This is a genomic window from Cytobacillus stercorigallinarum (assembly GCF_014836495.1).
Lineage (GTDB): Bacteria > Bacillota > Bacilli > Bacillales > Cytobacillaceae > Cytobacillus > Cytobacillus stercorigallinarum.
In genome coordinates, this window is the sequence record NZ_JACSQT010000001.1 from 406,873 (window position 1) to 431,471 (window position 24,599).

Sequence of the window (24,599 nt, forward strand, 5' to 3'; positions counted from 1 at the left end):
CACCCTTTCATGAATTTCGTTGAATCTTCCATTTTGTACTGCTATAATCAAAAATATGTATGTCTTTTCGATTAGATAGAGAAGCAAGTAAATAAATGAAGTACATATCATCCACTTTTTAAGTGCTAAGAAACTTGGCTAACAAAGATGATCGTATATAGAGTCTTTGTGTAGCCAGACCATTAGTGTGCTTACTAGTGAAAACTGTTGTGAACCATACACATATGTGTGATTTGCGCTTTTATATAGGAGTGAAGAAAGTTACATGAATAGAGAAGAGAGACTAAATAGGCAATCTAGGACCCGTAATTTTTCCATTATTGCTCATATTGACCATGGGAAATCCACATTGGCTGACCGTATTCTGGAAAAAACAAATGCACTTACTTCGCGGGAAATGAAAGATCAGCTCCTAGATTCGATGGATTTAGAGAGAGAACGTGGCATTACGATTAAATTAAATTCTGTACAACTCAAATATAAAGCTAAGGATGGAGAAATTTATACTTTCCATCTAATTGATACGCCAGGGCATGTCGATTTTACATATGAGGTGTCCAGAAGTTTAGCAGCATGTGAGGGTGCAGTATTAGTCGTCGATGCTGCTCAAGGAATAGAGGCGCAAACGTTAGCTAATGTATACTTGGCGTTAGACAATGATTTAGAAATATTACCTGTGATTAATAAAATAGATTTACCTAGTGCCGATCCAGAGCGTGTAAGAAATGAAGTGGAAGAAGTCATTGGACTTGATGCTTCTGAAGCTGTTTTAGCATCTGCCAAAGCAGGGATTGGGATTGAAGAGATTCTAGAGCAAGTGGTAGAGAAGGTTCCGGCACCGACTGGAGATCCAGATGCGCCTCTTAAAGCGTTAATATTTGATTCCTTATATGATGCTTATCGTGGAGTTGTTGCTTATATTCGCGTCGTTGATGGAACAGTTAAAGTAGGCGACAAAGTAAAAATGATGGCCACAGGCAAAGAGTTCGAAGTAACTGAGGTTGGCGTATTTACACCTAAATCGACGCCAATGGATGAGCTTTCAGTTGGAGATGTTGGTTTCTTAACGGCAGCAATTAAAAACGTAGGCGATACACGAGTTGGTGACACGATTACAAGTGCAAAGAATGGTGCAACAGAACCGTTACCTGGTTATCGTAAACTGAACCCGATGGTCTATTGTGGACTTTATCCGATTGATAGTGCGAAATTCAATGATTTGCGTGAAGCACTTGAAAAACTCGAACTGAATGACTCTGCTCTTCAGTACGAACCTGAGACTTCGCAGGCGCTTGGATTTGGGTTCCGTTGTGGATTTTTAGGTTTGCTGCATATGGAGATTATTCAAGAAAGAATTGAGCGAGAATTTAAGATTGATTTAATTACAACGGCACCAAGTGTAATCTATGATGTGGTGTTAACAGATGGAACGGAGTTAAAAGTTGATAACCCTTCAGATATGCCGGATGCACAAAAAATTGAAAGAGTAGAAGAACCGTATGTAAAAGCAACGATGATGGCACCAAATGAATATGTCGGTGCGATTATGGAACTGTGTCAATTAAAACGCGGCAATTTCATTGATATGCAATATATGGATGAGTCACGTGTGAATATTATTTATGAAATACCTCTGTCAGAAATTGTTTATGACTTTTTTGATCAATTAAAATCAAATACAAAAGGGTATGCGTCTTTTGATTATGAATTAATCGGTTATCGCCCATCTAAGCTTGTGAAAATGGATATTTTATTAAACGCAGAGAAAGTGGATGCTCTTAGCTTTATTGTTCATAAAGACTTTGCATATGAACGAGGAAAAGTGATTGTTGAAAAATTAAAAGAACTTATTCCGCGTCAACAGTTTGAAGTCCCTATTCAAGCAGCAGTTGGGCAAAAGATCATTGCTCGTTCAACAATAAAAGCGATGCGTAAAAATGTCCTTGCAAAATGTTATGGTGGAGATATTTCCCGTAAAAGAAAATTGCTTGAAAAGCAAAAAGAAGGGAAAAAGCGCATGAAGCAAGTTGGGTCGGTTGAAGTACCGCAAGAAGCATTTATGGCTGTATTAAAAATGGACGATAATAATACGAAGAAATAAAATAAATTGCTTTATTAGGATAGGTTAGGTATGCTTTCCCATAGGCGTATCCTAGCCTATTTTTTTCCGTTTTAAATTTTTAAAATAGAAGCAGAAACAAAGAGACTAGAATGGAAAGTCCAAAGATTGTTTTTGCTAAACTCATCAAGATGAGAAACCTAAAAAAGTAAGGTTGTGAAAGTAATGATTCAAGCGGCATACCTTCATATACCGTTTTGTGAACATATTTGTCACTATTGTGATTTTAATAAAGTCTTCTTAAAGGGACAACCAGTAGATGAGTATCTACAATATTTAGATAAAGAAATGGAAATCACGATGAACAGCAGTGAATACGCTCCTTTTAAGACTATATTCGTCGGAGGAGGGACACCGACTGCTTTGAATGAAAAGCAACTTGCCACTTTTCTAGAGTCGATTCGTAAAAGATTACCTCTTGCTGGTCAGTATGAGTTTACTTTTGAAGCTAATCCAGGTGACTTATCATACGAAAAACTTAAGTTGTTGTTCGATCATGGGGTCAATCGCTTAAGCTTAGGTGTACAAACATTTAACGATCAATTGTTAGAAAAAATTGGTAGAGTCCATCGAGCGAAAGATGTGTATCAGTCAGTGGAATCTGCAAAAAAAGCTGGTTTTAAGAATATGAGTATAGATCTGATATACAGCTTGCCTACTCAAACGATGGCAGACTTCCAAGAAACTTTAAACACTTCCTTTCAATTAGATGTTCAACATTTTTCTGCTTACTCGCTGATTATAGAGCCGAAAACCGTATTTTATAACCTGATGCGTAAAGGTAAACTTCATACTCCTGGGGAGGATGTTGAAGCAGCAATGTATGAGTTATTGATGGAAAAGATGAAAGAGAATGGCTTTGAGCAGTATGAAATTAGTAATTTTTCTAAGCCTGGCTTTGAAAGTAAACATAATTTAACCTATTGGAATAATGAAGCTTATTTTGGGTTTGGTGCTGGCGCCCATAGCTATGTAGATGGTTATCGCCGCTCTAATTACGGCCCTTTAAAAAAATATATGGAACCATTAGATCAAAATCAGTTGCCTATTATGGACAAACATGAAGTGACGAAGAAGGAGAAAATGGAGGAAGAAATGTTTCTTGGACTTCGTAAAACACAAGGTGTTTCGATGAAAGGTTTTAAGGAGAAATTTGATATAGATATCATGGAGGTATTTCGTGAAGAATTAATGGCACACGAACAGAAGTCATTACTAGAAATAAAAGATGATTCTATTCAATTAACAAAGCAAGGCCGATTATTAGGCAACGAAGTTTTTCAATCATTTATTAAATGAACAAAGCTGTAAAAGGCTACCGCTCTATTTATCAGTTGTATCGAGAAAAGAATATGTTGAAATCATAACAGTCTAAGCGACTATTATACGAGTGGTACCTTCAACATACTTCTTTGAAAGATGGTTTGTTGTCTTTCTTTTAATAATTATGATGGAGATAAGGCGCAAATGATTGACACTCGCTCCTAGATTTGATAATTTATTATTAGATTTAGCACTCATTAAATGAGAGTGCTAACAGAGGTGATTACTGTGTTAACAGATCGTCAATTGTTGATATTCCAAGTAATTGTTGATGATTTTATTCAGACGGCACAGCCGGTTGGCTCAAGAACATTATCTAAGAAAGATGAAATTTCTTTTAGCTCGGCGACAATTAGGAATGAAATGGCTGATTTAGAGGAGCTTGGTTTTTTAGAAAAAACTCATACCTCATCAGGACGAATCCCTTCTGAGAAGGGTTATAGATACTATGTCGACCATCTATTATCCCCGCAGCAACTTAATAAAAGTGAAGTTGTACAAATGAAAAGCATTTTTAGTGATAAAATGTACGAATTAGAAAAAATCGTGCAAAAATCAGCTAAAATTCTTTCTGAAATGACGAATTACACTTCCATCGTTTTAGGTCCGGCAGTGAAGGAAAATAGATTAAAAAGAATTCAAATCGTTCCATTGAATGATCACACAGCCATTGCAATTATTGTGACAGATACTGGGCATGTGGAAAATAGAATGTTTCATTTTCCTGAATCCATGAACCCAGCAGATATTGAAATGATGGTCAATATCTTAAACGATCGTTTAGTAGGTGTACCAATTGAACATCTGAATCAAACGATTTATAAAGAAGTTGCCATCGTTTTACGCCAGCATATCCAACATTATGACTTTCTTTACCACTCAATTATTGATACGATTCAAATGCCTGCAAATGAGAAATTGTTCTTTGGCGGGAAAACGAATATATTAAGTCAACCTGAGTTTCATGATATAGACAAGGTAAAAGACTTACTTTATATGATTGAGCAGGAAGAAGGGATTTATGATTTAATACGTAATCATTCCTCAGGTATCCGCGTTAAAATTGGTACCGAAAATAAAAATTCTGCGATGGATAATTGTAGTTTAATTACTGCAAGCTATTCTATTGGTGTAGAACAATTAGGAACGATTGCTATATTAGGACCAACCAGAATGGAATATTCCAGAGTCATTAGTTTGCTACAATTTTTAAGTAAAGGCTTATCTTATGAGTTGACTAGGCTGTATCAAAACGAATAACCCTGGAAATATTGAATAAGGGTGGAATTTCGCTTCCACCCCTTTAACTATGAACCCAATGCATTTAAGGGAGGTGAAAAAGTTGGCAGAAGAAAAAGAGACTCTACAAGAAGAGGTAAACAAATCCGAGCAAGAAAACATTCAACCAGAAGAAGTTTTTGGTGAAGCTGCTGACACTCAATCTGAAGGTGATTCATCTGAAGTAAATAGTGAGGTTTCTGCGCTGGAAGCTAAGGTGGCAGAGCTTGAGAAAAAGGTGGAAGAGGCCGATAATCGTTATTTAAGATTACAAGCTGATTTTGATAATAGCAGACGTCGTGCGAAATTAGATCGCGAAGCGTCTGAAAAATATAGAGCACAAAGCTTAGTATCAGATTTATTACCAGCCCTTGATAACTTTGAAAGAGCACTGCAATCTACTAATACAGACGATAGTAACGTGCAATCATTGCTACAAGGAATGGAAATGGTTTATCGCAGTTTAATTGAGGCGCTGAAAAAAGAAGGCGTTGAACAGATTGAAGCTGTAGGCCAAGTATTTGACCCTCAATTCCATCAAGCTGTTATGCAGGTGGAGGAAGAAGGCTACGATTCTAATGTAGTCGTTGAAGAATTTCAAAAAGGTTATTTACTGAAAGACCGTGTCATTCGACCGGCAATGGTTAAAGTAAATCAATAACTACATATTATGTAATGGAGGTATAGATCATGGGCAAAATTATTGGTATTGACTTAGGAACAACAAATTCATGTGTTGCCGTGCTTGAAGGCGGCGAAGCAAAGGTAGTTCCAAACCCTGAAGGAAATAGAACAACTCCATCAGTTGTTTCTTTCAAAAATGGTGAACGTCAAGTAGGGGAAGTAGCTAAACGACAAGCAATTACGAACCCGAATACAATTATTTCAATTAAACGCCATATGGGAACAGATTATAAAGTAGAAGCAGAAGGTAAAGAGCTTTCTCCACAAGAAGTTTCTGCAGCTATCCTTCAATACTTAAAAGGTTATGCTGAAGATTATCTTGGTGAAACAGTTGATAAAGCTGTTATCACTGTTCCTGCTTATTTTAATGATGCTGAGCGTCAAGCAACAAAAGATGCTGGTAAAATTGCAGGGTTAGAAGTTGAGCGTATCATTAACGAACCAACTGCTGCCGCACTTGCTTACGGTATGGATAAAACGGACGAAGATCAAACGATTTTAGTTTATGACCTTGGTGGTGGTACTTTTGACGTCTCTATCCTTGAATTAGGAGATGGCGTATTTGAAGTAAAATCTACTGCAGGGGATAATCGACTAGGTGGAGATGACTTTGACCAAGTGATCATTGACTACTTGGTAGAACAATTCAAAAAAGAAAATGGTATTGATTTAGCTAAAGATAAAATGGCACTTCAACGTTTGAAAGATGCAGCTGAAAAAGCGAAAAAAGACCTTTCAGGTGTGACTTCTACGCAAGTTTCTTTACCATTTATTACAGCAGGAGAAGCTGGACCACTTCACTTAGAAGTTACTTTATCAAGAGCAAAATTTGATGAGCTTTCTGCAGATTTAGTTGAACGCACAATGGGACCAACTCGCCAAGCGTTAAAAGATGCTGACCTTTCTCCATCAGAAATTGATAAAGTTATTCTTGTTGGTGGTTCTACGCGTATTCCAGCTGTACAAGAAGCGATTAAAAAAGAAACAGGTAAAGATCCACATAAAGGGGTAAACCCTGATGAAGTCGTAGCGATGGGAGCTGCTATTCAAGGTGGTGTAATCACTGGTGATGTGAAAGACGTTGTTTTACTTGACGTAACTCCACTTTCACTAGGTATTGAAACAATGGGTGCGGTATTCACGAAGCTAATTGAGCGTAATACAACTATCCCAACATCTAAATCACAAGTATTCTCTACGGCTGCTGATAACCAATCTGCTGTTGATATTCATGTACTTCAAGGTGAACGTCCAATGGCACAAGATAATAAAACATTAGGTCGTTTCCAATTAGGAGATATTCCACCAGCACCACGTGGTGTGCCACAAATTGAAGTATCATTTGATATCGATAAAAACGGTATTGTGAATGTTCGTGCGAAGGATCTTGGCACAAATAAAGAACAAGCTATCACAATCAAATCTTCAACAGGTCTTTCAGATGAAGAAATCGATCGTATGGTGAAAGAAGCTGAAGATAATGCAGAAGCGGATAAACAACGTAAAGAAGAAGTTGAACTTCGCAATGAAGCAGATCAATTAGTTTTCACTACTGAAAAAACATTAAAAGACCTTGAAGGTAAAGTAGAAGAAGCAGAAGTGACAAAAGCAAATGAAGCGAAGGATGAATTGAAAGCTGCCATTGAAAAAGGTGACTTAGAAGACATTCGCACGAAGAAAGATGCACTTCAAGAAATCGTTCAAGCTTTGACTATGAAGTTATATGAAGAAGCACAACAACAAGCTCAAGCAGCTCAAGGTGCAGAAGGCGATGCATCTAAAAAAGCAGACGATAATGTGGTAGATGCTGAGTACGAAGAAGTAGACGACGATAAAAAATAATTTTAAAGTCCAAACAAAAGTCAAAGTCAGGTATTACTTGGCTTTGGCTTTATTTTTGCATTCAATTTTCTTTTAGTGGCATTCGTTTAGAAATAAGAAGTAAGGAAGCAATCGTCAGCTTACTTCTTATTTCTAAACAATAAACCACACTTTGTTAATGAAAAGAACATAAAATAGTCATAAAAATTATGTATCCTCACCCGTATAGGTGAAGCTAAGTGGACATGTTGGATGGCAGCGCACATGAAGATGCTTGTCGCTCCAGAGCAAGCCGCTTTCGCTTTTCTTATTGCCTTTTGGGTTGGTGGGATGATACAATTATTTTTATGTGAAATGGATCGGGGAGTGGTAATCATGGATAAAAGGGATTACTATGAAGTCCTTGGCGTTAGTAAAGGTGCGTCTAAGGATGAAATAAAGAAAGCGTACAGAAAATTATCTAAGAAGTATCATCCGGATATTAATAAAGAGCCTGGTGCGGATGAAAAGTTTAAAGAAGTGAAAGAAGCTTATGAAGTATTAAGTGATGATCAGAAAAAAGCGCATTACGATCAATTTGGTCATACAGATCCAAACCAGGGCTTTGGTGGTGGAGGTGGCTTCGAAGGCTTTGGTGGCTTTGAAGATATCTTCAGTTCTTTCTTTGGTGGAGGATCGAGAAGAAGAGATCCGAATGCACCGCGACAAGGTGCTGATTTGCAATATAATATGACGGTATCTTTCGAAGATGCCGCTTTTGGTAAAGATACTGAAATCGAAATTCCACGTGAAGAAACGTGTGAAACATGTGATGGTTCAGGTGCGAAACCTGGGACGAAACCGGAAACATGTAAACATTGTCACGGATCCGGTCAATTAAATGTAGAGCAAAACACACCGTTTGGTAAGATTGTCAACCGTCGTGTATGTAATTACTGTAATGGAACGGGCAAAGAGATTAAACATAAATGTTCGACATGTGGTGGCGACGGTAAAGTGAAAAAACGTCGCAAAATCAGTGTAAAAATCCCAGCAGGTATTGATGATGGCCAACAGCTTCGTGTATCTGGTCAAGGGGAACCTGGTGTAAACGGTGGACCAGCAGGTGATTTATATGTTGTTTTCCACGTGCGTGCTCATGAGTTCTTTGAGAGGGATGGCGACGATATTTATTGTGAAATGCCAATTACATTTGTCCAGGCTGCACTTGGGGATGAAGTAGAAGTTCCAACGCTTCACGGCAAGGTTAAGCTCAAAGTACCAGCAGGAACACAGACAGGCACGAAATTCCGTCTTAAAGGAAAAGGTGTAGCTAATGTGAGAGGTTACGGTACTGGTGATCAACATATAATTGTTAGAGTGGTAACACCGACGAAATTATCAGATAAACAAAGACAGCTATTAAATGAATTTGCAGAAGTGAGTGGCAAAGTACCTCAAGGTGAACAAGAAGATGGATTCTTCTCAAAAGTAAAGCGTGCCTTTAAGGGTGAATAAGTGAAATGGAGTTGGTAGTAAGATGAAATGGTCAGAGATTAGTGTTCACACGGCGAACGAAGCAGTCGAGCCGATTTCAAATATTCTTCATGAAGCAGGTGCAAGTGGTGTAGTGATTGAAGATCCATTTGAATTGACGAAAGAACGAAGAGATCAATACGGCGAAATCTACCAGCTCGATCCACATGATTATCCAGAAGAAGGCGTAATCGTTAAAGCCTATTTACCGATTAATAGCTTTTTAGGTGAAACAGTAGAAGAGATAAAGAATGCCATTAGTAACCTTTTATCGTTTAACATTGATATTGGTAAAAATGAGGTCAGCATCAGTGAAGTGAACGAAGAAGAGTGGGCGACTGCTTGGAAGAAGTACTATCACCCTGTAAAAATTTCTAAACGATTCACGATTGTCCCGACTTGGGAAGAATACACGCCAGTAAGTAGTGATGAACTCATTATTGAATTGGACCCAGGAATGGCATTTGGAACAGGGACGCATCCAACAACAGTGATGTGTATTCAAGCATTAGAGCATATTGTTACACCTGGTGATCATATTATTGATGTTGGTACGGGGTCAGGTGTGCTCAGTATTGCTGGAGCGATGCTCGGTGCTGAGCATATTACTGCACTCGATTTGGATGAAGTTGCTGTACGTTCAGCAAAAATCAATATCAAGTTAAATAAAGTGCAGGATATTGTAGAGGTGTCTCAAGGCAATCTGTTAGATAATATTAATGTACAAGCTGAAGTAGTTGTCGCTAATATTTTAGCAGAAGTAATTGTCAGCTTTACAGATGATGTTGCACAAGTGGTGAAACCAGGAGGTCATTTTATTGCTTCTGGCATTATTCAGCAGAAAAAACAAGCTGTTAAAGATGCGATGATATCAAGTGGTTTTGATATTGTTGAAACGATTCAAATGGAAGATTGGGTTGCCATTATAGGTAAGAAGCAGTAATGTACTAGGGGGAGTCATGAATTCCCCCTATTTATTCGTTTAGTAAGGGGTTATATATATGCAACGATATTTTGTGAATCATAGAGAAAATGATCATTTTTTTATTACAGATGATGATTATCATCATATTACCCGCGTAATGAGAATGAACGTAGGTGACGAAATTATTTGTGTAGACCCTGATGGAAAAGCAGCTCAATGCAAACTGGTTAACATTACCTCTGAAGTGGTAGAGTTAGAAGTTGTACAATGGATAGAGAAAAATGTCGAATTACCGGTTGATGTTACCATCGTGAGCGGATTGCCTAAAGGGGATAAGCTCGAATGGATCATACAAAAAGGCACAGAACTTGGCGCCCATCGGTTTATCCCTTTTATGTCAGCTCGTTCCATTGTAAAGTTAGATGAAAAAAAGGCGAATAAAAAGAAAGATCGTTGGCAAAAGATCGCTAAAGAAGCGGCCGAGCAGTCTCATCGCATCATAGTACCACATGTGGATGGACCACAGTCCTTACAACAGTTACTAGAAATAAGTAAAAATTATGATTATAAATGTGTCGCTTATGAAGAAAGCAGTAAACAAGGTGAATCATCAGCTTTTCACCAAGTACTCAAGGGGATGTCCCGAGGAGACTCTTTATTTTTTATATTTGGGCCAGAAGGTGGCCTGACAGAGAAAGAAATTTCGCTTTTAGAGGATGAAGGGTTTATTTCTTGTGGATTAGGACCAAGAATATTAAGAACTGAAACAGCACCTTCCTATGTCCTTTCAGCTGTTTCTTATCATTTTGAATTAATGGAGTGAAGATATATGCCATCAGTAGCTTTTCATACACTTGGTTGTAAAGTAAACCATTATGAAACAGAAGCCATCTGGCAATTGTTTAAAGAAGAAGGATACGATCGTGTCGGTTTTGAATCTACCTCTGATGTGTATGTGATTAACACATGTACGGTTACGAATACGGGTGATAAAAAAAGCAGACAAGTTATTCGTAGAGCCATTCGGAAAAATCCGGACGCTGTCATTTGTGTAACAGGATGCTATGCACAAACATCTCCGGCAGAAATCATGGCCATTCCGGGTGTGGATGTTGTCGTTGGCACACAGGACCGGAAGAAAATGTTAGGATATATTGAGCAGTATAAAACTGAACGCCAACCAATTAATGGGGTCGGCAATATTATGAAAAATCGAGTTTATGAGGAACTAGATGTTCCGGCCTTTACAGATCGAACGCGTGCTTCTTTAAAAATACAAGAAGGTTGTAATAACTTCTGCACCTTTTGTATCATTCCTTGGGCTCGTGGATTAATGAGATCTCGAGATCCAAAAGAAGTGATTCATCAAGCGCAACAATTAGTGGAAGCTGGTTATAAAGAAATTGTCTTAACTGGGATACATACTGGCGGTTATGGCGAGGATCTTAAGAATTATAATCTAGCTATGCTATTAAAGGATTTAGAAGAACAAGTTAAAGGCATTAAACGGATTCGTATTTCATCTATTGAGGCAAGTCAAATTACGGATGAAGTGATTGAAGTAATCAGAAACTCCAAGGTCGTTGTCCGTCATCTGCATATTCCGATTCAATCAGGCTCAGACACAGTATTAAAAAGAATGCGTCGTAAGTACACGATGGCGTTTTTCGCTGAACGAATTGAGCGCTTAAAAGAAGCCTTACCAGGTTTAGCAGTCACTTCAGATGTCATTGTCGGTTTTCCTGGTGAGACAGAAGAAGAATTTATGGAGACGTATGATTTTATTAAAAAACATAAATTTTCAGAGCTGCATGTTTTTCCTTATTCAAGTAGAACGGGCACACCAGCAGCACGAATGACCGATCAAATTGATGAAGAAGTTAAAAATGAAAGAGTACATCGCTTAATTCATTTATCTGATCAACTAGCGAAAGAGTACGCAAGTCGTTTTGAAGATGAAGTGCTCGAAATCATCCCTGAAGAAAAATACAAAGATGCGCCAGAAGGGAATTTGTACGTAGGCTATACAGATAATTACTTAAAAGTAGTCATTCCTGCAACAGAAGAGATGGTAGGTAAATTAGTCAAAGTAAAAATAACAAAAGCAGGTTATCCTTATAACGAAGGGCAATTTATTCGTGTCATGGATGAGATGAAAGAAAGAGCAGTATAAATGATCAGAGCTGACCGTTCATTGACCGGTCAGCTTTTTTACCTAAATGTTTATAATGGCGAATATTAAAATCTAGAAAACTAAAAAGAACCATAAGCAATCATCTAATTTATATCAAATAAACACACAACAACCAATATTTTATTCGGCTTCTTCCTCTTGGCGATTTTTTCTTAAAAAATAAATATAAATGATAGGAATAAAGCCACAAATAAATAGAATGACACCCACGATGACTCCGTTGATGATAGAAAATCCTTCAGTGACAGAGACCAAAAAACCAACAATTGTTGAAATGAAAATAAGAATGGCTAATGAGATAATGAGACTTTTCCGCGGGTTTATTTTATGATCTTCATGGTCTGTACTAATACTCATTGATAAATATGCTAAAACAACTCCGGTGATTATAAATATTGTCCATAGTGGGTTTTGCCTCATTTCATCTAACCCACTTGTAACTAAGTCATAACCTAAAATTCCAAGAATGCCAATGGTCTGGATGATAAATGCAATTCGTATATTTTTTAAGTTTTGTAAGACTAAACGTTCATCTGTGATCTTTTTCATCTGTGTATCAGCCACCTTTTTCTATCCAAAATACTTCATCTAATGTTTTATTCACTGCGTAACATATATCCAGACATAATTTGAGAGAAGGGTTATACTTGCCCTTTTCAATTAAACTGATGGTTTGGCGAGTAACCCCTATCTTTTCTGCGAGTTCTTGTTGTGTCAAATTTACGTGAATACGAGAAATTTTAACCTTATTATCCAAATATTGTATCACTCCTTTTCTAAATTGTAACATATATATTACATTATTCAATATATATGTTACATGAATAACAGCCTTTCAATATAAGGATAATAAAGTACTAGGTATAAATTATTACCTTAACATCTTGAAAAAGAGTCTTAAGTATGTTTTAGAACCTACATTTAATCAGTTTGTCTCATTTTACTAAAGAGATTCTCGATATTTCATTCATAAAATGATATGATAACAGAGGTACGGACAACTATTAGAGAAAAATAAGTAGGAAAGTATTTTATAAAAAAGGAGATTTCATTGATGACAAATAATATAGCAAAAATGATTGATCATACATTATTGAAAGCTGATGCAACGGCTGAGCAAATTGATACTTTATGTAAGGAGGCAAAAGAGAATGGCTTTGCTTCTGTATGTGTAAATCCTACATGGGTTTCACAAGCGGCTAAACTTCTTCAGGAATCAGATGTGGCTGTTTGCACAGTAATTGGCTTCCCGTTAGGTGCATCGGATAAAGATGTGAAAGCTTTTGAAACAACACAAGCCATCAAACAAGGAGCCAAAGAAGTTGATATGGTAATTAATATTGGCGCACTTAAAAGTGGCAAATTAGATGTTGTAGAAGAGGATATCCGTGCAGTTGTGGCGGCGGCAGAAGGTAAGGCTTTGACAAAAGTAATTATCGAGACTTGTTTGTTAACAGATGCAGAAAAAGTAATCGCGTGTCAATTGGCTGTTAAAGCAGGAGCGGATTATGTTAAAACATCAACTGGCTTCTCAACTGGTGGCGCAACGGTTGCTGATGTGAAATTAATGAGAGAAACGGTAGGTCCTGATATTGGGGTCAAAGCTTCTGGTGGAGTGAGAAGTGCTGAAGATGCACAAGCAGTCATTGATGCTGGGGCGACTAGAATCGGTGCAAGCTCAGGCATTGCTATCGTAAATGGATTAACAGCTACAACAGATTATTAATATAGTTGTTGCAAGAGAGCCGGACATTTTACATGTTCGGCTCTCTTTTTGACTGTGGAGGATGATAGAACAACAATATCACTACTGTTTTCTGTCATGTAGGCGAATAATCAAGTCACTGAAAGGTTTGACAAAAGGTAGAACGAGAAGGGAAGTGATGACATTAAAAAGGACACCGACATGAGCAAGTTGCCTATCAATCTCGTCTGTTGAAGTAATACCAAAATTTGTTAGCATTTCAATGAATGGATAGAAGAGCAATACACCTATTATATTCAACCAAATGTGGGCATAAGCAGTTAACTTTGCTTCCTTACGTCCACCGATACTGGCGAGATAGGCATCGGCGCAAGTGCCGATGTTGGAACCAAGCATGATAGCAATCGCTGTACTGAGGTCCATCCCACCTGCTGTTAAAAACCCCATCAGAATACCTGTAGTGGCAGTACTTGACTGAATAATCGCAGTAAGAACAATACCGGTTATAACGGCTAAGAATAGGCTTTGATCTAATGTGATAAGAAAATCTCTTATCCATGGGGTTTCTTTAATGGAAAAAGCTAAATGTTCAAACCCCCTCATCGCAGCAAATACGCAAGCGATGCCCATTAATCCAATGCCAATACTCTGAAAGGATCGCCGCCTTATTAATGCACATAACATGCCAATAATAGCAATCGGTAAAATAAAAGATTCTATATTGAAAGTAATTAACTCTGTGGTGATAGTTGTGCCAATGTTTGTCCCTAAAATAATACCAATCGTTTGGCGGAAAGTAAGTAAGTGAACAGCAACTAAACCAATGGTGATAATCATAACTGCAGAACTACTCTGCATAATAGCTGTTAAGAGGATGCCAACCATCATCCCTTTAAGCGGTGTATTTGTAAACTTTGTTAACCAGCGTTTCGTTGAATCTGCTGATAAATAGAATAGCCCTTTTCGCAATAAAGTCATGCCAAAAATAAAAACAGCAATCATTATTATAAAAATAAGAAATGAAGTCATGCTTTGTCCCTCCTAGAAAAGCATATGGTGAAAAATTGAGGGACATGCATACGAAGAATCAAAAAAATAAATAATAAAAATAAATAAGACAAACGTACATTTATCTTTAAACAGCGAAAGACTAGGTGAAATACAGTTGACCTCACACCGCTGTTATATTATAATTGCAAAGTACATGGTATTCCATGTTGACATGTAAGTGTGTTGTGCTCGGAGGGAGGGAAAGAGAATGTCTAAAACCGTCGTTCGTAAAAACGAATCGCTTGAAGATGCTCTTCGTCGCTTCAAACGTTCAGTATCAAAAACTGGTACTTTGCAAGAAGCAAGAAAGCGCGAATTCTACGAAAAACCAAGTATCAAACGTAAGAAAAAGTCTGAAGCTGCAAGAAAGCGCAAGTTTTAAGAGAGGGTGTATGTAAGTGAGTCTTCTCGAGCGTTTAAATGAAGATATGAAACAAGCGATGAGGAACAAAGAAAAAGATAAGTTAACTGTGATTCGGATGATCAAAGCTTCATTGCAAAATGAGGCGATCAAGGAAGGAAAAGATCTTACCGAGGATCAGGAACTTACTGTCCTTTCTCGCGAAGTAAAGCAACGCAAGGATTCCCTCCATGAATTTGACAAGGCAGGTCGTGAAGATCTAGTTGAAAAAATTCGTACTGAATTACAGTACGTAGAGTTATATATGCCTGAGCAGCTCTCTGATGAAGAGGTATCTGCTATCGTTAAACAAACCATTGCCGATACAGGCGCTACATCGAAAGCTGAAATGGGTAAAGTGATGTCAGCCATTATGCCAAAGCTAAAAGGCAAGGCAGACGGTGCACTTATTAATAAACTTGTACAACAACACCTTTCATAAAAAGATGTACGGAAAGACCGGAGCTTTCGAGCTTACGGTCTTTTTATTTTGTCTAAAAGATGCCATACTAGGAGTAAGGTTTCTTTTTATACATATTACATAGTCACATTTTTTACTTTATGTAATCATAATCAAAATAAGTAAAGAAAAATGAAACCTTTTCACGCGCCAGCCGTATAACAATCATAGGTATTTCTGTATAAGGGGGGAGGGGAGAAGAGAATGAGAAAAGCGACAATCATCCTTTCGTTTTTATGGGCATTTTTCGTCATGATGACACCGATCAGCAAGGCTGATAACGAGGTTGTGTATGTCGTACCAATAGAAGAGACTGTTGAAAAAGGATTGCATGCTTTTATCAATAGAGCGGTGACTACAGCTGAAGAAAATCAAGCAAGTGCGATTATTTTCGAAGTAAACACGCCTGGCGGTGAAGTAGAAGCGGCCAAGGAAATTGGCAGAGTATTATCATCTACAAATATTAAAACGATTTCATTTGTGAATAAACAAGCATTGTCTGCTGGTGCGTATATTTCATTAAACATGGATGAGATTTATATGACGCCGGGAGCTACAATGGGTTCGGCAGCGATTATCGATCAAGAAGGTAACACAGCTGATAAAAAAGCAGTTTCAGCATGGTTATCTACTATGACGGCAGCGGCTGAACAAAGTGGGAGAGATCCAGAGATTGCTCAAGCAATGGCAGATGATTCAATCGATTTACCTGAATTAGGTGCACCGAAAGGAAAATTATTGACGTTAACAGCTAGTCAAGCAGAACAGGTGGAATATTCAGAAGGGACATTTGCTACGCAAGCAGAGCTTTTAGAACATTTAGGTTATGAAGATGCAGAGGTAAGGTCTATCGAGGCAAGTTTTGCTGAGAAAATAGCTAGATTTATCACACATCCAATCATTGTACCTATTCTTCTATCTATAGGAAGTATTGGATTACTGCTAGAGCTCTATTCTCCTGGGTTTGGTATTCCAGGTATAATGGGACTCACAGCTCTTGGTTTATTTTTTTACGGTCATATGGTTGCTGGCTTTGCCGGGTATGAATCACTCATTGTATTTATTATTGGAATTGGGTTAATTATCGCAGAGTTTTTCCTCCCAGGTGGTATCGCCGGAGTGTTGGGGATTGCTGCAGTAATTGGGAGTTTATTCATGGCAGGTGCTGATGTGCAACATATGGCAACCTCCATTATGATTGCGGCTATATTATCTATTGCGGTTTCTATTCTAATGGTAAAGGTGTTTGGTAAAAAAATGAAATTCTTTAAAAAACTAATTTTAAGCGATTCTACAAATACTGAAAGAGGATACATCTCAAATAAATCCCGTTCAGAGCTAATTGGAAAACAAGGCTACGCTTTAACAGGATTACGTCCATCAGGAACGATTGTCATTGAAAATGAAAGAATTGATGTCGTTAGTGAAGGTGGATTTATTAAAAAAGATGCAAAAGTGGAAGTCATCAAAGCAGAGGGCTCGAGAGTAGTCGTCCGTGAATTAACAAATTTAGATAAATAACCAAGTATTTTTAGGAGGTAATTGAATGGAACCTATTTCTATTATGACGATCGTGATTGTGGTATTAGCCATTATTGCTCTAGCTATACTCTTCACATTCGTACCAGTTATGCTGTGGATCTCAGCATTAGCAGCCGGTGTTAAGGTAAGTATTTTCACCCTCATTGGAATGAGATTAAGACGAGTAATTCCAAGCCGTGTAATTAATCCTTTAATTAAAGCACATAAAGCGGGATTAGAAGTTCATACGAATCAACTTGAAAGCCATTATTTAGCAGGTGGTAATGTAGATAGAGTAGTAAATGCTTTAATTGCAGCGCATCGTGCCAATATGGAATTAAGTTTTGAAAGAAGTGCGGCAATTGACTTAGCTGGTCGTGATGTACTTGAAGCAGTTCAAATGAGTGTTAACCCAAAAGTAATAGAAACACCGTTTATTTCTGGTGTAGCGATTAATGGTATCGAAGTTAAAGCAAAAGCAAAAATTACTGTAAGAGCCAATATCGACCGACTAGTCGGGGGTGCTGGAGAAGAAACAATCATTGCCCGTGTTGGTGAGGGGATTGTCTCTACCATTGGTTCTTCTACAAGACATACAGAAGTATTGGAAAACCCTGACATGATTTCACAAACTGTTTTAGCAAAAGGTTTGGATGCTGGTACAGCATTTGAAATTCTATCCATCGATATCGCTGATGTAGACATCGGTAAAAACATTGGCGCAGAGTTACAAACAGAGCAAGCAGAAGCTGATAAAAACATTGCCCAAGCCAAAGCGGAAGAACGCCGTGCAATGGCTGTTGCCAAAGAGCAAGAGATGAAAGCGAAAGTCGAAGAAATGAGAGCGAAAGTCGTGGAAGCAGAATCTCAAGTTCCTTTAGCAATGGCAGATGCATTAAAAAGTGGCAATATTGGTGTGATGGATTATATGAATATCCAAAATATTGAAGCTGATACAGAAATGAGAGACTCGATTAGTAAAGTATCAGATGACTCAAAACAAGGGCCGAAGAAAGATTGAATGTCCTAATCGGACTCACCTCTAGAGGGGAGTGTTCTATCTCATGATTGATTTTTTATTGGAAAATCCTTTATTATTGATTTTTCTTATCGGGATCATTACTTCCTTATTTGGTAAGAAAGTTAATGACCAGCAGCCGGACAAACAAAAGCAGCCACGTGGAATGTCTGTCGAAGAGCAAGAAGAAGCTAGGCGTCAGATGATGCAGGATGCTGAGAAACAAGAAGAAGTGCCACCTGTTTATGATCGCAATGAAGAGAAGCTAAAACGCTACGCGAAAGATATTGTGCAAGAAGCTAGTGTAGAAGTCTCAGATCGTAAAAAAGAAGCAGAAGAGCGACTGGCCGATTTAAGAAAACAAAAAGCAGAAGCGCAAAAACGAGCAAGTGCTTTCCTTTCAGCAACAAAAAATAAAGATGTGGCCAATAACAAAGTAGATCAACCTAGTATGAGAGTCTCTAATAAACAATTAGTTGACGCGGTTGTTTGGTCAGAAATTCTCGGACAACCGAGATCAAGAAACCCACATCGAACGATGAAAAGAAAATAAAATTTGCTGTTGAATTCAGTGCTAGAACCTTCCTTTCTCTCATACATATGAGATGAAAGGGGGTTCTTTTTTTATGGCAAAAAAATGGGGAGAACGACTAAGAAGCTGGATGACAAAAAATATGGAACTTCCTCAAGATGTCATGATGGATTTGCCCCGCATTACTATGATTGGACAAATTCATATTTATATTGAGAACCACCGCGGCTTACTTGGTTTTTCAGATAAAGAAGTAAGGTTGTTATTAGAGCATGGTCAACTGCTCATTAAAGGGAATAACTTTGTCATTAAAACAATTATGCCTGAAGAAATATTATTGCAGGGAACAATTGAGCATGTTCTTTTTGTAGCTGAGTAAATTTGATGTGGGAAGGGTCGCTATTCTATTACAGGGTTAGCGATTTCCACCTGCTCAAATATGAGGAGGATACGATGAAAAATCAATGGCTCTTTTTTTTAAAAGGAATCGTCACAGTTAGGACAAGCGGTAGAGGGAGTGAAAGATTTTTAAATACTTTAACGAGAGCTGGTGTATCCGTATGGAATGTTAAAGCTCATGGAAGCCAAGTCCTTACATTTCAAATGAAGTTAGATGATTTACCGACTTTAAGACAATATGCAAGAACTGCTGACTGCAAATTTGAGTTTGTCGGTCGCAAAGGATTGCCCTTCATGAAAAAGCGTATGCTACGTAATAGTGGGTTCTTTTTTGGGGCAATTGCTTTCTTAGTCGTTGTGATTTTGTTGTCAAATATGGTGTGGGGGATCGAAATTAAAGGCGCAAATCCAGCAACAGAATATAAGATGGAAAAAGAGTTAGAGAAAATTGGCGTAAAAAAAGGGAAACTACAATTCTTTATCGATACACCTGAAGGTATACAACGGTATTTAACTGAAAATGTGAATGAAATTACTTGGGTCGGTGTAGAGCTGAAAGGGACAACCTATCATCTTCAAGTGGTAGAAAAAAATGAACCAAAGAAAACAGAATTGTTAAGTCCACAGCATTTAGTGGCAAAGAAAAAAGGAACGATTGTCGGTATGTTTATTGAAGAGGGAGAAGCGAAGGCGAAAATTAATGACTTTGTTAAACCAGGTCAATTATTAGTTTCCGGCCTAATTGGAAATGATGAAAAAAAGAAAATAGTGCCTGCCAAAGGAGAAGTGTTAGCGGAAACGTGGTATAAAGCGAATGTAACCTATCCATTAGAGAAAAAGTCCAACGTATACACCGGCGATCAAAAAGTAAAACACACATTGGAGCTCGGTTCATTAAAGATTCCTTTATGGGGCTTTGGAAATATAGATTTTGACCACTATGTAAAAGAAGAGGACAAGCGGCAAGTTAAATTCTTAAAATGGGAGCTACCCATTGTAATGACAAAAAATATCTACAGGGAAGCAGAAGTGATGACACAAGTTTTTAATGAAAAAGAGGCGATTTTAGAGGCGAAGAAATTAGCTAGAAGTAAGATTAAAAAGCAGCTAGATGAAGATGCTACGATTAAAGGGGAAAATGTTTTGCACCAATCGATAGAGAATGGTAAAGTTACATTATCAATACATTTCCAAATTATTGAGAATATTGCTGAGGAACAACCAATAATCCAAGGAGATAAAGAATGACAGAAGATTTAAAGACATTAAATGTGCATTTTGAAAACCCAAATGAAGCTATTGCCCTATTAGGGAATGGCGACACAAATATTAAATTAATTGAAGAGCAATTAGCGGTATCGATTGTTACAAGAGGCGAATCTGTTTATGTTTCAGGTGAGACAGATGCTGTGGCCATTGCAGGTGACGTAATTGAGCAACTTCTCTATGTTATTAGAAAAGGTATTCAAATAAGTGGTAGGGATATTATTTACGCTTTGGAGATGGCAAGGAAGGGCACATTAGAATATTTCAAAGAACTTTATGAAGAAGAAATAATGAAAAATGCAAAAGGTAAGTCGATTCGAGTTAAAACTTTAGGTCAGCGCCAATATATTATGGCCATGCGACAGAAAGATTTAGTTTTTGGTATTGGTCCTGCAGGGACGGGGAAAACCTACTTAGCTGTTGTAATGGCAGTGAATGCGCTTAAGAATGGACAAGTGAAAAAGATTATTCTTACTCGTCCAGCTGTAGAAGCAGGGGAGAGCTTAGGGTTTTTACCAGGAGACTTAAAAGAAAAGGTTGATCCGTATTTACGGCCTTTGTATGATGCGCTTCACGATATACTAGGAGCAGAGCATACAGAAAGGTTAATTGAAAGAGGAACAATTGAAATTGCCCCACTTGCTTATATGAGGGGACGTACGTTAGATGATGCTTATGTTATTTTAGATGAAGCGCAAAACGCAACACAAGCGCAAATGAAAATGTTCTTAACACGTTTAGGCTTTGGATCAAAAATGGTTATTACTGGTGACAAAAGTCAAATAGATCTTCCTCGTGGTGCTAGATCAGGTCTCGTGGTAAGTGAACAAATATTAAATGGTGTATCTGGAATAAGTTTTATTCATTTAGAACAAAGTGACGTCGTCAGACATCCACTTGTGGCAAAAATCATCCAAGCATACGAAGAAAATGCTGAATAAATGGCTGTTTTCAGCAACACAATCTAAGAACAAATTCTGCTTTTGAATCAGAGTTTGTTCTTTTTATCGTGACCTATAAATGATTGAATTTTCAGGGTGCCTTAAATCATACATGCCTTATTAAAATCATCATATATGGGAAGTACTTGTAAGGTGAAATGCATATCCTAAAAGGGTGTATGGGGCGATATTTAAAGGAATGATGCGCGCTTTTGCTTGATTTCTACGGGCAATCTCCCTGGAATTACGATTGATTGTTATTTGGAGTATATGGATGAATAGGGTAAGATAGAGATGATTACAAATTGTCATCAATTAAAAATATTAGTGTAATCTTGAAAAAAAACTGTTATGATTTTACATAATTAAGGAGAAAAGAATTTCTCAGAGATACTTAGGATTGGAGGTCTAGCTAATGGATAAACTCCAGCACTACATACATAAAATTAGAAACTTATTAAAAATGACATTTGTTAGGGTTTTGCTCTTTGTTCTCCTTGGAATCATTATGTACGCAACAATGTTTTCAAATGTACGACCAGAGAAATTGGAATTAAGTCTTTTTTCTGTAGCAGAGCAAACGATTCGTTCGCCTGTTACGATTGAAGATAAAGAAAGTACCGAAAAGAAAAAGAAAGAAGCTGAAAACCAAGTTGAGGACGTTTATGTCGTAAAAAAAGAAATTGCCCAAAATCGAGTGGATCTCATTACATCAATTTTTGATACCGTTTCGGAAGTAAATGAAGATGCCACGGAGGAAAACAAGCAAGCTTCAGAAAAGGCGAAAGAAAGCGAAAAGGATGAAAAACCTAAGCTAGTTAGTCTTGATGAGAAACTTGAGCGCACAAAATCACAATTAACCGAAGAAGTGACTAAGGAAATTTCAGATACCGTATTGATCACGTTATTAGAAGCAAGCCCTAATCAATTATCCATTGCAAAGGATGTTACAATTACAGAGATTAATCACGTAATGCAACAAAGGATCCCTGCTGATGGGGTAGAAAACGCTAAAAAACGTGTGCAAGATCAAATTAGCTTAACATCACTCAATAATACTTTAAAAACTGCTATGATAGAGCTTGGTAGGTATGCTATTTACCAGAATGAATTTTACGCTCCGGAGGAAACACAAGAGAAAAGACAAACAGCTGTTGAATCCGTTGAACCAGTCAAAATATTACAAGGACAAATTCTTGTTGAGCAAAATCAACTTATTAGTAGGGAAGTTTATCGTCAACTTGAACTAGTAGGCATGTTAGATAGTGAAAATAGCATCCAACCCTTTATTGGACTAGCGTTAGTTGTTCTCATCATTCTAGCAGCTACTTATTATTATTTTTATGAGCTCGATAAACCGCAAGAAGCGAAGCAAAATTTCTTGTTAGTCTATAGTATTGTTTTCATCATTTCCTTATTACTTATGAAGGGGATTAGCTATATACAGGCATTTGAGTATTCTGATATACTCTATATATTTCCTGCTGCAATGGGTTCGATGTTAATTAAAATCCTTATTAGTGAAAAACTGGCCCTTTATTATTCAGTGATTATTGCTATTTGTGGTTCCCTTATCTTTAATGGCTCTATTACTGGAACGTTTCATGTAACTGCTGCCATTTATATCACTTGTAGTGGAATAGCGGGCGTATTATTTTTAAGCAAACAAAACCAACGATCAAAAATTTTACAAGCTGGCCTGCTTGTTTCTGTCGTTAATATTTTAGTGATTTTAGCATTGTTATTGCTAAGAAATGGTCAAGTGGATCTTGTAGAGTACAGTTTTTATATGGTTTCTGGATTTATATCAGCCATTTCCGCAGCTGTTCTTACAATCGGGTTCTTGCCATTTTTTGAGGCAGGCTTCGGGATCCTTTCTGCTATGAAGCTAATCGAACTATCGAGCCCTAATCATCCGCTTTTAAGGAAAATTCTAACAGAGGCGCCAGGAACATATCACCATAGTGTAATGGTTGCTAACCTGTCAGATTCTGCCTGTGAAGCTATTGGTGCCAATGGACTTCTAGCGAGAGTTGGTTGCTATTATCACGATATAGGAAAGACAAAAAGGCCACAATTTTTTATCGAAAACCAAATAAACAAAGATAACCCACATGATAAGCTTCCGCCATTAACGAGTAAAAATATTATTATTGCACATGCGCAAGATGGTGCTGATTTGTTAAGGAAGCATAAAATGCCAAAAGAAATTATTGACATTGCTGAACAACATCATGGCACGACTTTACTTAAGTTCTTTTACTACAAAGCAAAAGAAAGTGGAGTCGAAGTGAAAGAGGATGATTTCCGCTATCCTGGGCCAAAGGCACAAACGAAGGAATCGGCTGTGATAGGGATAGCTGATAGCGTAGAGGCAGCTGTGCGCTCTATGTCTCATCCTACTCCAGAACAAATTGATGATCTTATTCGTAAAATCATTGCTGACCGACTTCAAGATGGGCAGTTAAACGAATGCGATTTAACATTAAAAGAGTTAGAGGTAGTTGCAAAATCATTTAACGAAACATTGAATGGAATTTTCCATTCACGAATTGAATATCCAGAAATGACGAATCAGAAGGTGACACAAGCATGACATTACACATTGACTTTATCGATGAAACAGAAGGACTTACAGAGGCGCAAACAAGAGAGATTGAAAACCTGCTACAATTTGCAGCTGTAAAAGAAGTGGTTGAAGAAGATACGGAGATTTCTATTACGTTTGTTGAAAATGCACGCATACAAGAAATCAATCGTGAATATAGAAATAAAGACAAGGCCACAGATGTGATTTCATTTGCAATGGAAGAAATGGGGGAAGGGGAAATCCCTCTTATCGGTGAAGGTTTGCCTCGCATGTTAGGCGATATTATTATCTCTATTCCTAAAGCAGTGGAACAAGCAGAAGAGTATGGCCATAGTTTTATGAGAGAATTAGGATTTTTATCTGTACATGGTTTCCTACATTTACTTGGGTATGACCATGAAACAACCGAGGAGGAGAAAATAATGTTTACTCGGCAAAAGGAAATTTTAGATGAATTCGGATTACAGAGATAAAAATTCACGCAAAAAACAATCATTACTCTCGTCATTTTATTTTGCATTTATCGGGGTCTTTACCGCTTTAAAAGCGGAACGAAACTTGAAAATCCACTTTGTGATGGCAGTACTAGTTATTTTTTTCGGGATTATTTTTGAATTGACTAAAACAGAATGGCTATTGGTAAGTTTTGCAATAGCTGGGATGATTGCACTTGAGTTAATGAATACAGCGATAGAGCGTGTTGTTGATCTTGTAACAACAGAGCAGCATCCGCTAGCGAAGCAAGCGAAAGATATTGCAGCTGGGGCAGTTCTTATATTTGCCGTTTTAACGGTAATCATTGGCCTTTCAATTTTTTTACCAAAGATCTTTTAAGTGTATAGCCGCTATGTGCGGTTA

At 37.6% G+C, this 24,599-nt stretch carries 24 protein-coding genes; 21 read left to right on the top strand and 3 right to left on the bottom strand.

Annotation, left to right across the window (positions count from 1 at the left end; all coding sequences use genetic code 11):
* Window positions 1-265: 265 nt before the first annotated feature.
* The 9 genes from lepA (at window position 266) to mtaB (ending at window position 11,838) form a co-directional block, all read left to right on the top strand.
* Entirely contained in the window at window positions 266-2,101 is a 1,836-nt protein-coding gene (gene lepA / locus H9655_RS02005; RefSeq protein WP_191810388.1) for a translation elongation factor 4, read from the top strand.
* A gap of 183 nt (window positions 2,102-2,284) precedes the next feature.
* Window positions 2,285-3,418: a radical SAM family heme chaperone HemW gene (gene hemW / locus H9655_RS02010; protein WP_191810389.1), complete on the top strand. Its 1,134-nt coding sequence runs from the start codon at window positions 2,285-2,287 to the stop codon at window positions 3,416-3,418.
* 252 nt (window positions 3,419-3,670) lie between these two features.
* Window positions 3,671-4,702 carry a heat-inducible transcriptional repressor HrcA gene (hrcA, locus tag H9655_RS02015; protein WP_191810390.1) on the top strand — a complete coding sequence of 344 codons (1,032 nt, stop codon included), beginning with the start codon at window positions 3,671-3,673 and terminating at the stop codon, window positions 4,700-4,702.
* A 58-nt stretch (window positions 4,703-4,760) separates the two neighbouring features.
* The gene (gene grpE, locus H9655_RS02020; protein WP_191810391.1) at window positions 4,761-5,381 is read left to right on the top strand and encodes a nucleotide exchange factor GrpE; all 621 of its coding nucleotides are present in this window, start codon (window positions 4,761-4,763) and stop codon (window positions 5,379-5,381) included.
* A 29-nt stretch (window positions 5,382-5,410) separates the two neighbouring features.
* Complete coding sequence (dnaK, locus tag H9655_RS02025) at window positions 5,411-7,246, top strand: molecular chaperone DnaK (protein ID WP_191810393.1); 1,836 nt, start codon at window positions 5,411-5,413, stop codon at window positions 7,244-7,246.
* Window positions 7,247-7,600: 354 nt separating this feature from the next.
* Window positions 7,601-8,722, top strand: coding sequence for a molecular chaperone DnaJ (gene dnaJ, locus H9655_RS02030; RefSeq protein WP_191811339.1), 1,122 nt, complete (start codon window positions 7,601-7,603; stop codon window positions 8,720-8,722).
* A gap of 22 nt (window positions 8,723-8,744) precedes the next feature.
* Window positions 8,745-9,683 (top strand): 50S ribosomal protein L11 methyltransferase, encoded by a 939-nt coding sequence (gene prmA, locus H9655_RS02035; protein ID WP_191810396.1) that lies wholly within the window; start codon window positions 8,745-8,747, stop codon window positions 9,681-9,683.
* A 58-nt stretch (window positions 9,684-9,741) separates the two neighbouring features.
* Window positions 9,742-10,488 carry a 16S rRNA (uracil(1498)-N(3))-methyltransferase gene (locus H9655_RS02040; protein WP_191810398.1) on the top strand — a complete coding sequence of 249 codons (747 nt, stop codon included), beginning with the start codon at window positions 9,742-9,744 and terminating at the stop codon, window positions 10,486-10,488.
* 6 nt (window positions 10,489-10,494) lie between these two features.
* Window positions 10,495-11,838 (top strand): tRNA (N(6)-L-threonylcarbamoyladenosine(37)-C(2))-methylthiotransferase MtaB, encoded by a 1,344-nt coding sequence (gene mtaB, locus H9655_RS02045; protein WP_191810400.1) that lies wholly within the window; start codon window positions 10,495-10,497, stop codon window positions 11,836-11,838.
* 141 nt (window positions 11,839-11,979) lie between these two features.
* Here the strand turns inward: mtaB and H9655_RS02050 are convergent, their stop codons facing one another.
* Complete coding sequence (locus tag H9655_RS02050) at window positions 11,980-12,408, bottom strand: hypothetical protein (protein WP_191810402.1); 429 nt, start codon at window positions 12,406-12,408, stop codon at window positions 11,980-11,982.
* Between the two features lie 7 nt (window positions 12,409-12,415).
* Window positions 12,416-12,616, bottom strand: coding sequence for a helix-turn-helix transcriptional regulator (locus H9655_RS02055; protein WP_191810404.1), 201 nt, complete (start codon window positions 12,614-12,616; stop codon window positions 12,416-12,418).
* Window positions 12,617-12,913: 297 nt separating this feature from the next.
* Here H9655_RS02055 and deoC point away from each other — a divergent pair, with 297 nt between their 5' ends.
* Complete coding sequence (gene deoC, locus H9655_RS02060; RefSeq protein WP_191810406.1) at window positions 12,914-13,585, top strand: deoxyribose-phosphate aldolase; 672 nt, start codon at window positions 12,914-12,916, stop codon at window positions 13,583-13,585.
* A gap of 81 nt (window positions 13,586-13,666) precedes the next feature.
* On the opposite strand, the gene H9655_RS02065 is transcribed toward deoC, so the two are convergent.
* Window positions 13,667-14,593 (bottom strand): Na/Pi symporter, encoded by a 927-nt coding sequence (locus H9655_RS02065; RefSeq protein ID WP_191810408.1) that lies wholly within the window; start codon window positions 14,591-14,593, stop codon window positions 13,667-13,669.
* Window positions 14,594-14,822: 229 nt separating this feature from the next.
* Here H9655_RS02065 and rpsU point away from each other — a divergent pair, with 229 nt between their 5' ends.
* From rpsU to H9655_RS02120, 11 genes are all read left to right on the top strand, one after another.
* Window positions 14,823-14,996 (top strand): 30S ribosomal protein S21, encoded by a 174-nt coding sequence (gene rpsU / locus H9655_RS02070; RefSeq protein ID WP_066201342.1) that lies wholly within the window; start codon window positions 14,823-14,825, stop codon window positions 14,994-14,996.
* A gap of 16 nt (window positions 14,997-15,012) precedes the next feature.
* On the top strand, window positions 15,013-15,456 hold the full coding sequence (locus H9655_RS02075; protein ID WP_095372517.1) for a GatB/YqeY domain-containing protein: 444 nt from the start codon (window positions 15,013-15,015) through the stop codon (window positions 15,454-15,456).
* 222 nt (window positions 15,457-15,678) lie between these two features.
* The gene (locus H9655_RS02080) at window positions 15,679-16,995 is read left to right on the top strand and encodes an NfeD family protein (RefSeq protein WP_191810410.1); all 1,317 of its coding nucleotides are present in this window, start codon (window positions 15,679-15,681) and stop codon (window positions 16,993-16,995) included.
* A 25-nt stretch (window positions 16,996-17,020) separates the two neighbouring features.
* Entirely contained in the window at window positions 17,021-18,016 is a 996-nt protein-coding gene (gene floA, locus H9655_RS02085; protein ID WP_095372519.1) for a flotillin-like protein FloA, read from the top strand.
* Window positions 18,017-18,059: 43 nt separating this feature from the next.
* Window positions 18,060-18,566 (top strand): hypothetical protein, encoded by a 507-nt coding sequence (locus H9655_RS02090; protein ID WP_191810412.1) that lies wholly within the window; start codon window positions 18,060-18,062, stop codon window positions 18,564-18,566.
* Between the two features lie 73 nt (window positions 18,567-18,639).
* On the top strand, window positions 18,640-18,924 hold the full coding sequence (gene yqfC / locus H9655_RS02095; RefSeq protein WP_191810414.1) for a sporulation protein YqfC: 285 nt from the start codon (window positions 18,640-18,642) through the stop codon (window positions 18,922-18,924).
* Between the two features lie 74 nt (window positions 18,925-18,998).
* The gene (gene yqfD / locus H9655_RS02100; RefSeq protein WP_191810416.1) at window positions 18,999-20,192 is read left to right on the top strand and encodes a sporulation protein YqfD; all 1,194 of its coding nucleotides are present in this window, start codon (window positions 18,999-19,001) and stop codon (window positions 20,190-20,192) included.
* Entirely contained in the window at window positions 20,189-21,151 is a 963-nt protein-coding gene (locus H9655_RS02105; protein ID WP_191810419.1) for a PhoH family protein, read from the top strand. Before yqfD ends, H9655_RS02105 begins: the two co-directional genes overlap by 4 nt.
* Window positions 21,152-21,566: 415 nt before the next feature.
* Entirely contained in the window at window positions 21,567-23,747 is a 2,181-nt protein-coding gene (locus H9655_RS02110) for an HD family phosphohydrolase (protein WP_191810421.1), read from the top strand.
* The gene (ybeY, locus tag H9655_RS02115) at window positions 23,744-24,214 is read left to right on the top strand and encodes an rRNA maturation RNase YbeY (protein ID WP_191810423.1); all 471 of its coding nucleotides are present in this window, start codon (window positions 23,744-23,746) and stop codon (window positions 24,212-24,214) included. Before H9655_RS02110 ends, ybeY begins: the two co-directional genes overlap by 4 nt.
* Complete coding sequence (locus H9655_RS02120) at window positions 24,192-24,575, top strand: diacylglycerol kinase family protein (RefSeq protein WP_191810425.1); 384 nt, start codon at window positions 24,192-24,194, stop codon at window positions 24,573-24,575. The genes ybeY and H9655_RS02120 overlap by 23 nt, the downstream gene beginning before the upstream one ends.
* Window positions 24,576-24,599: the final 24 nt, after the last annotated feature.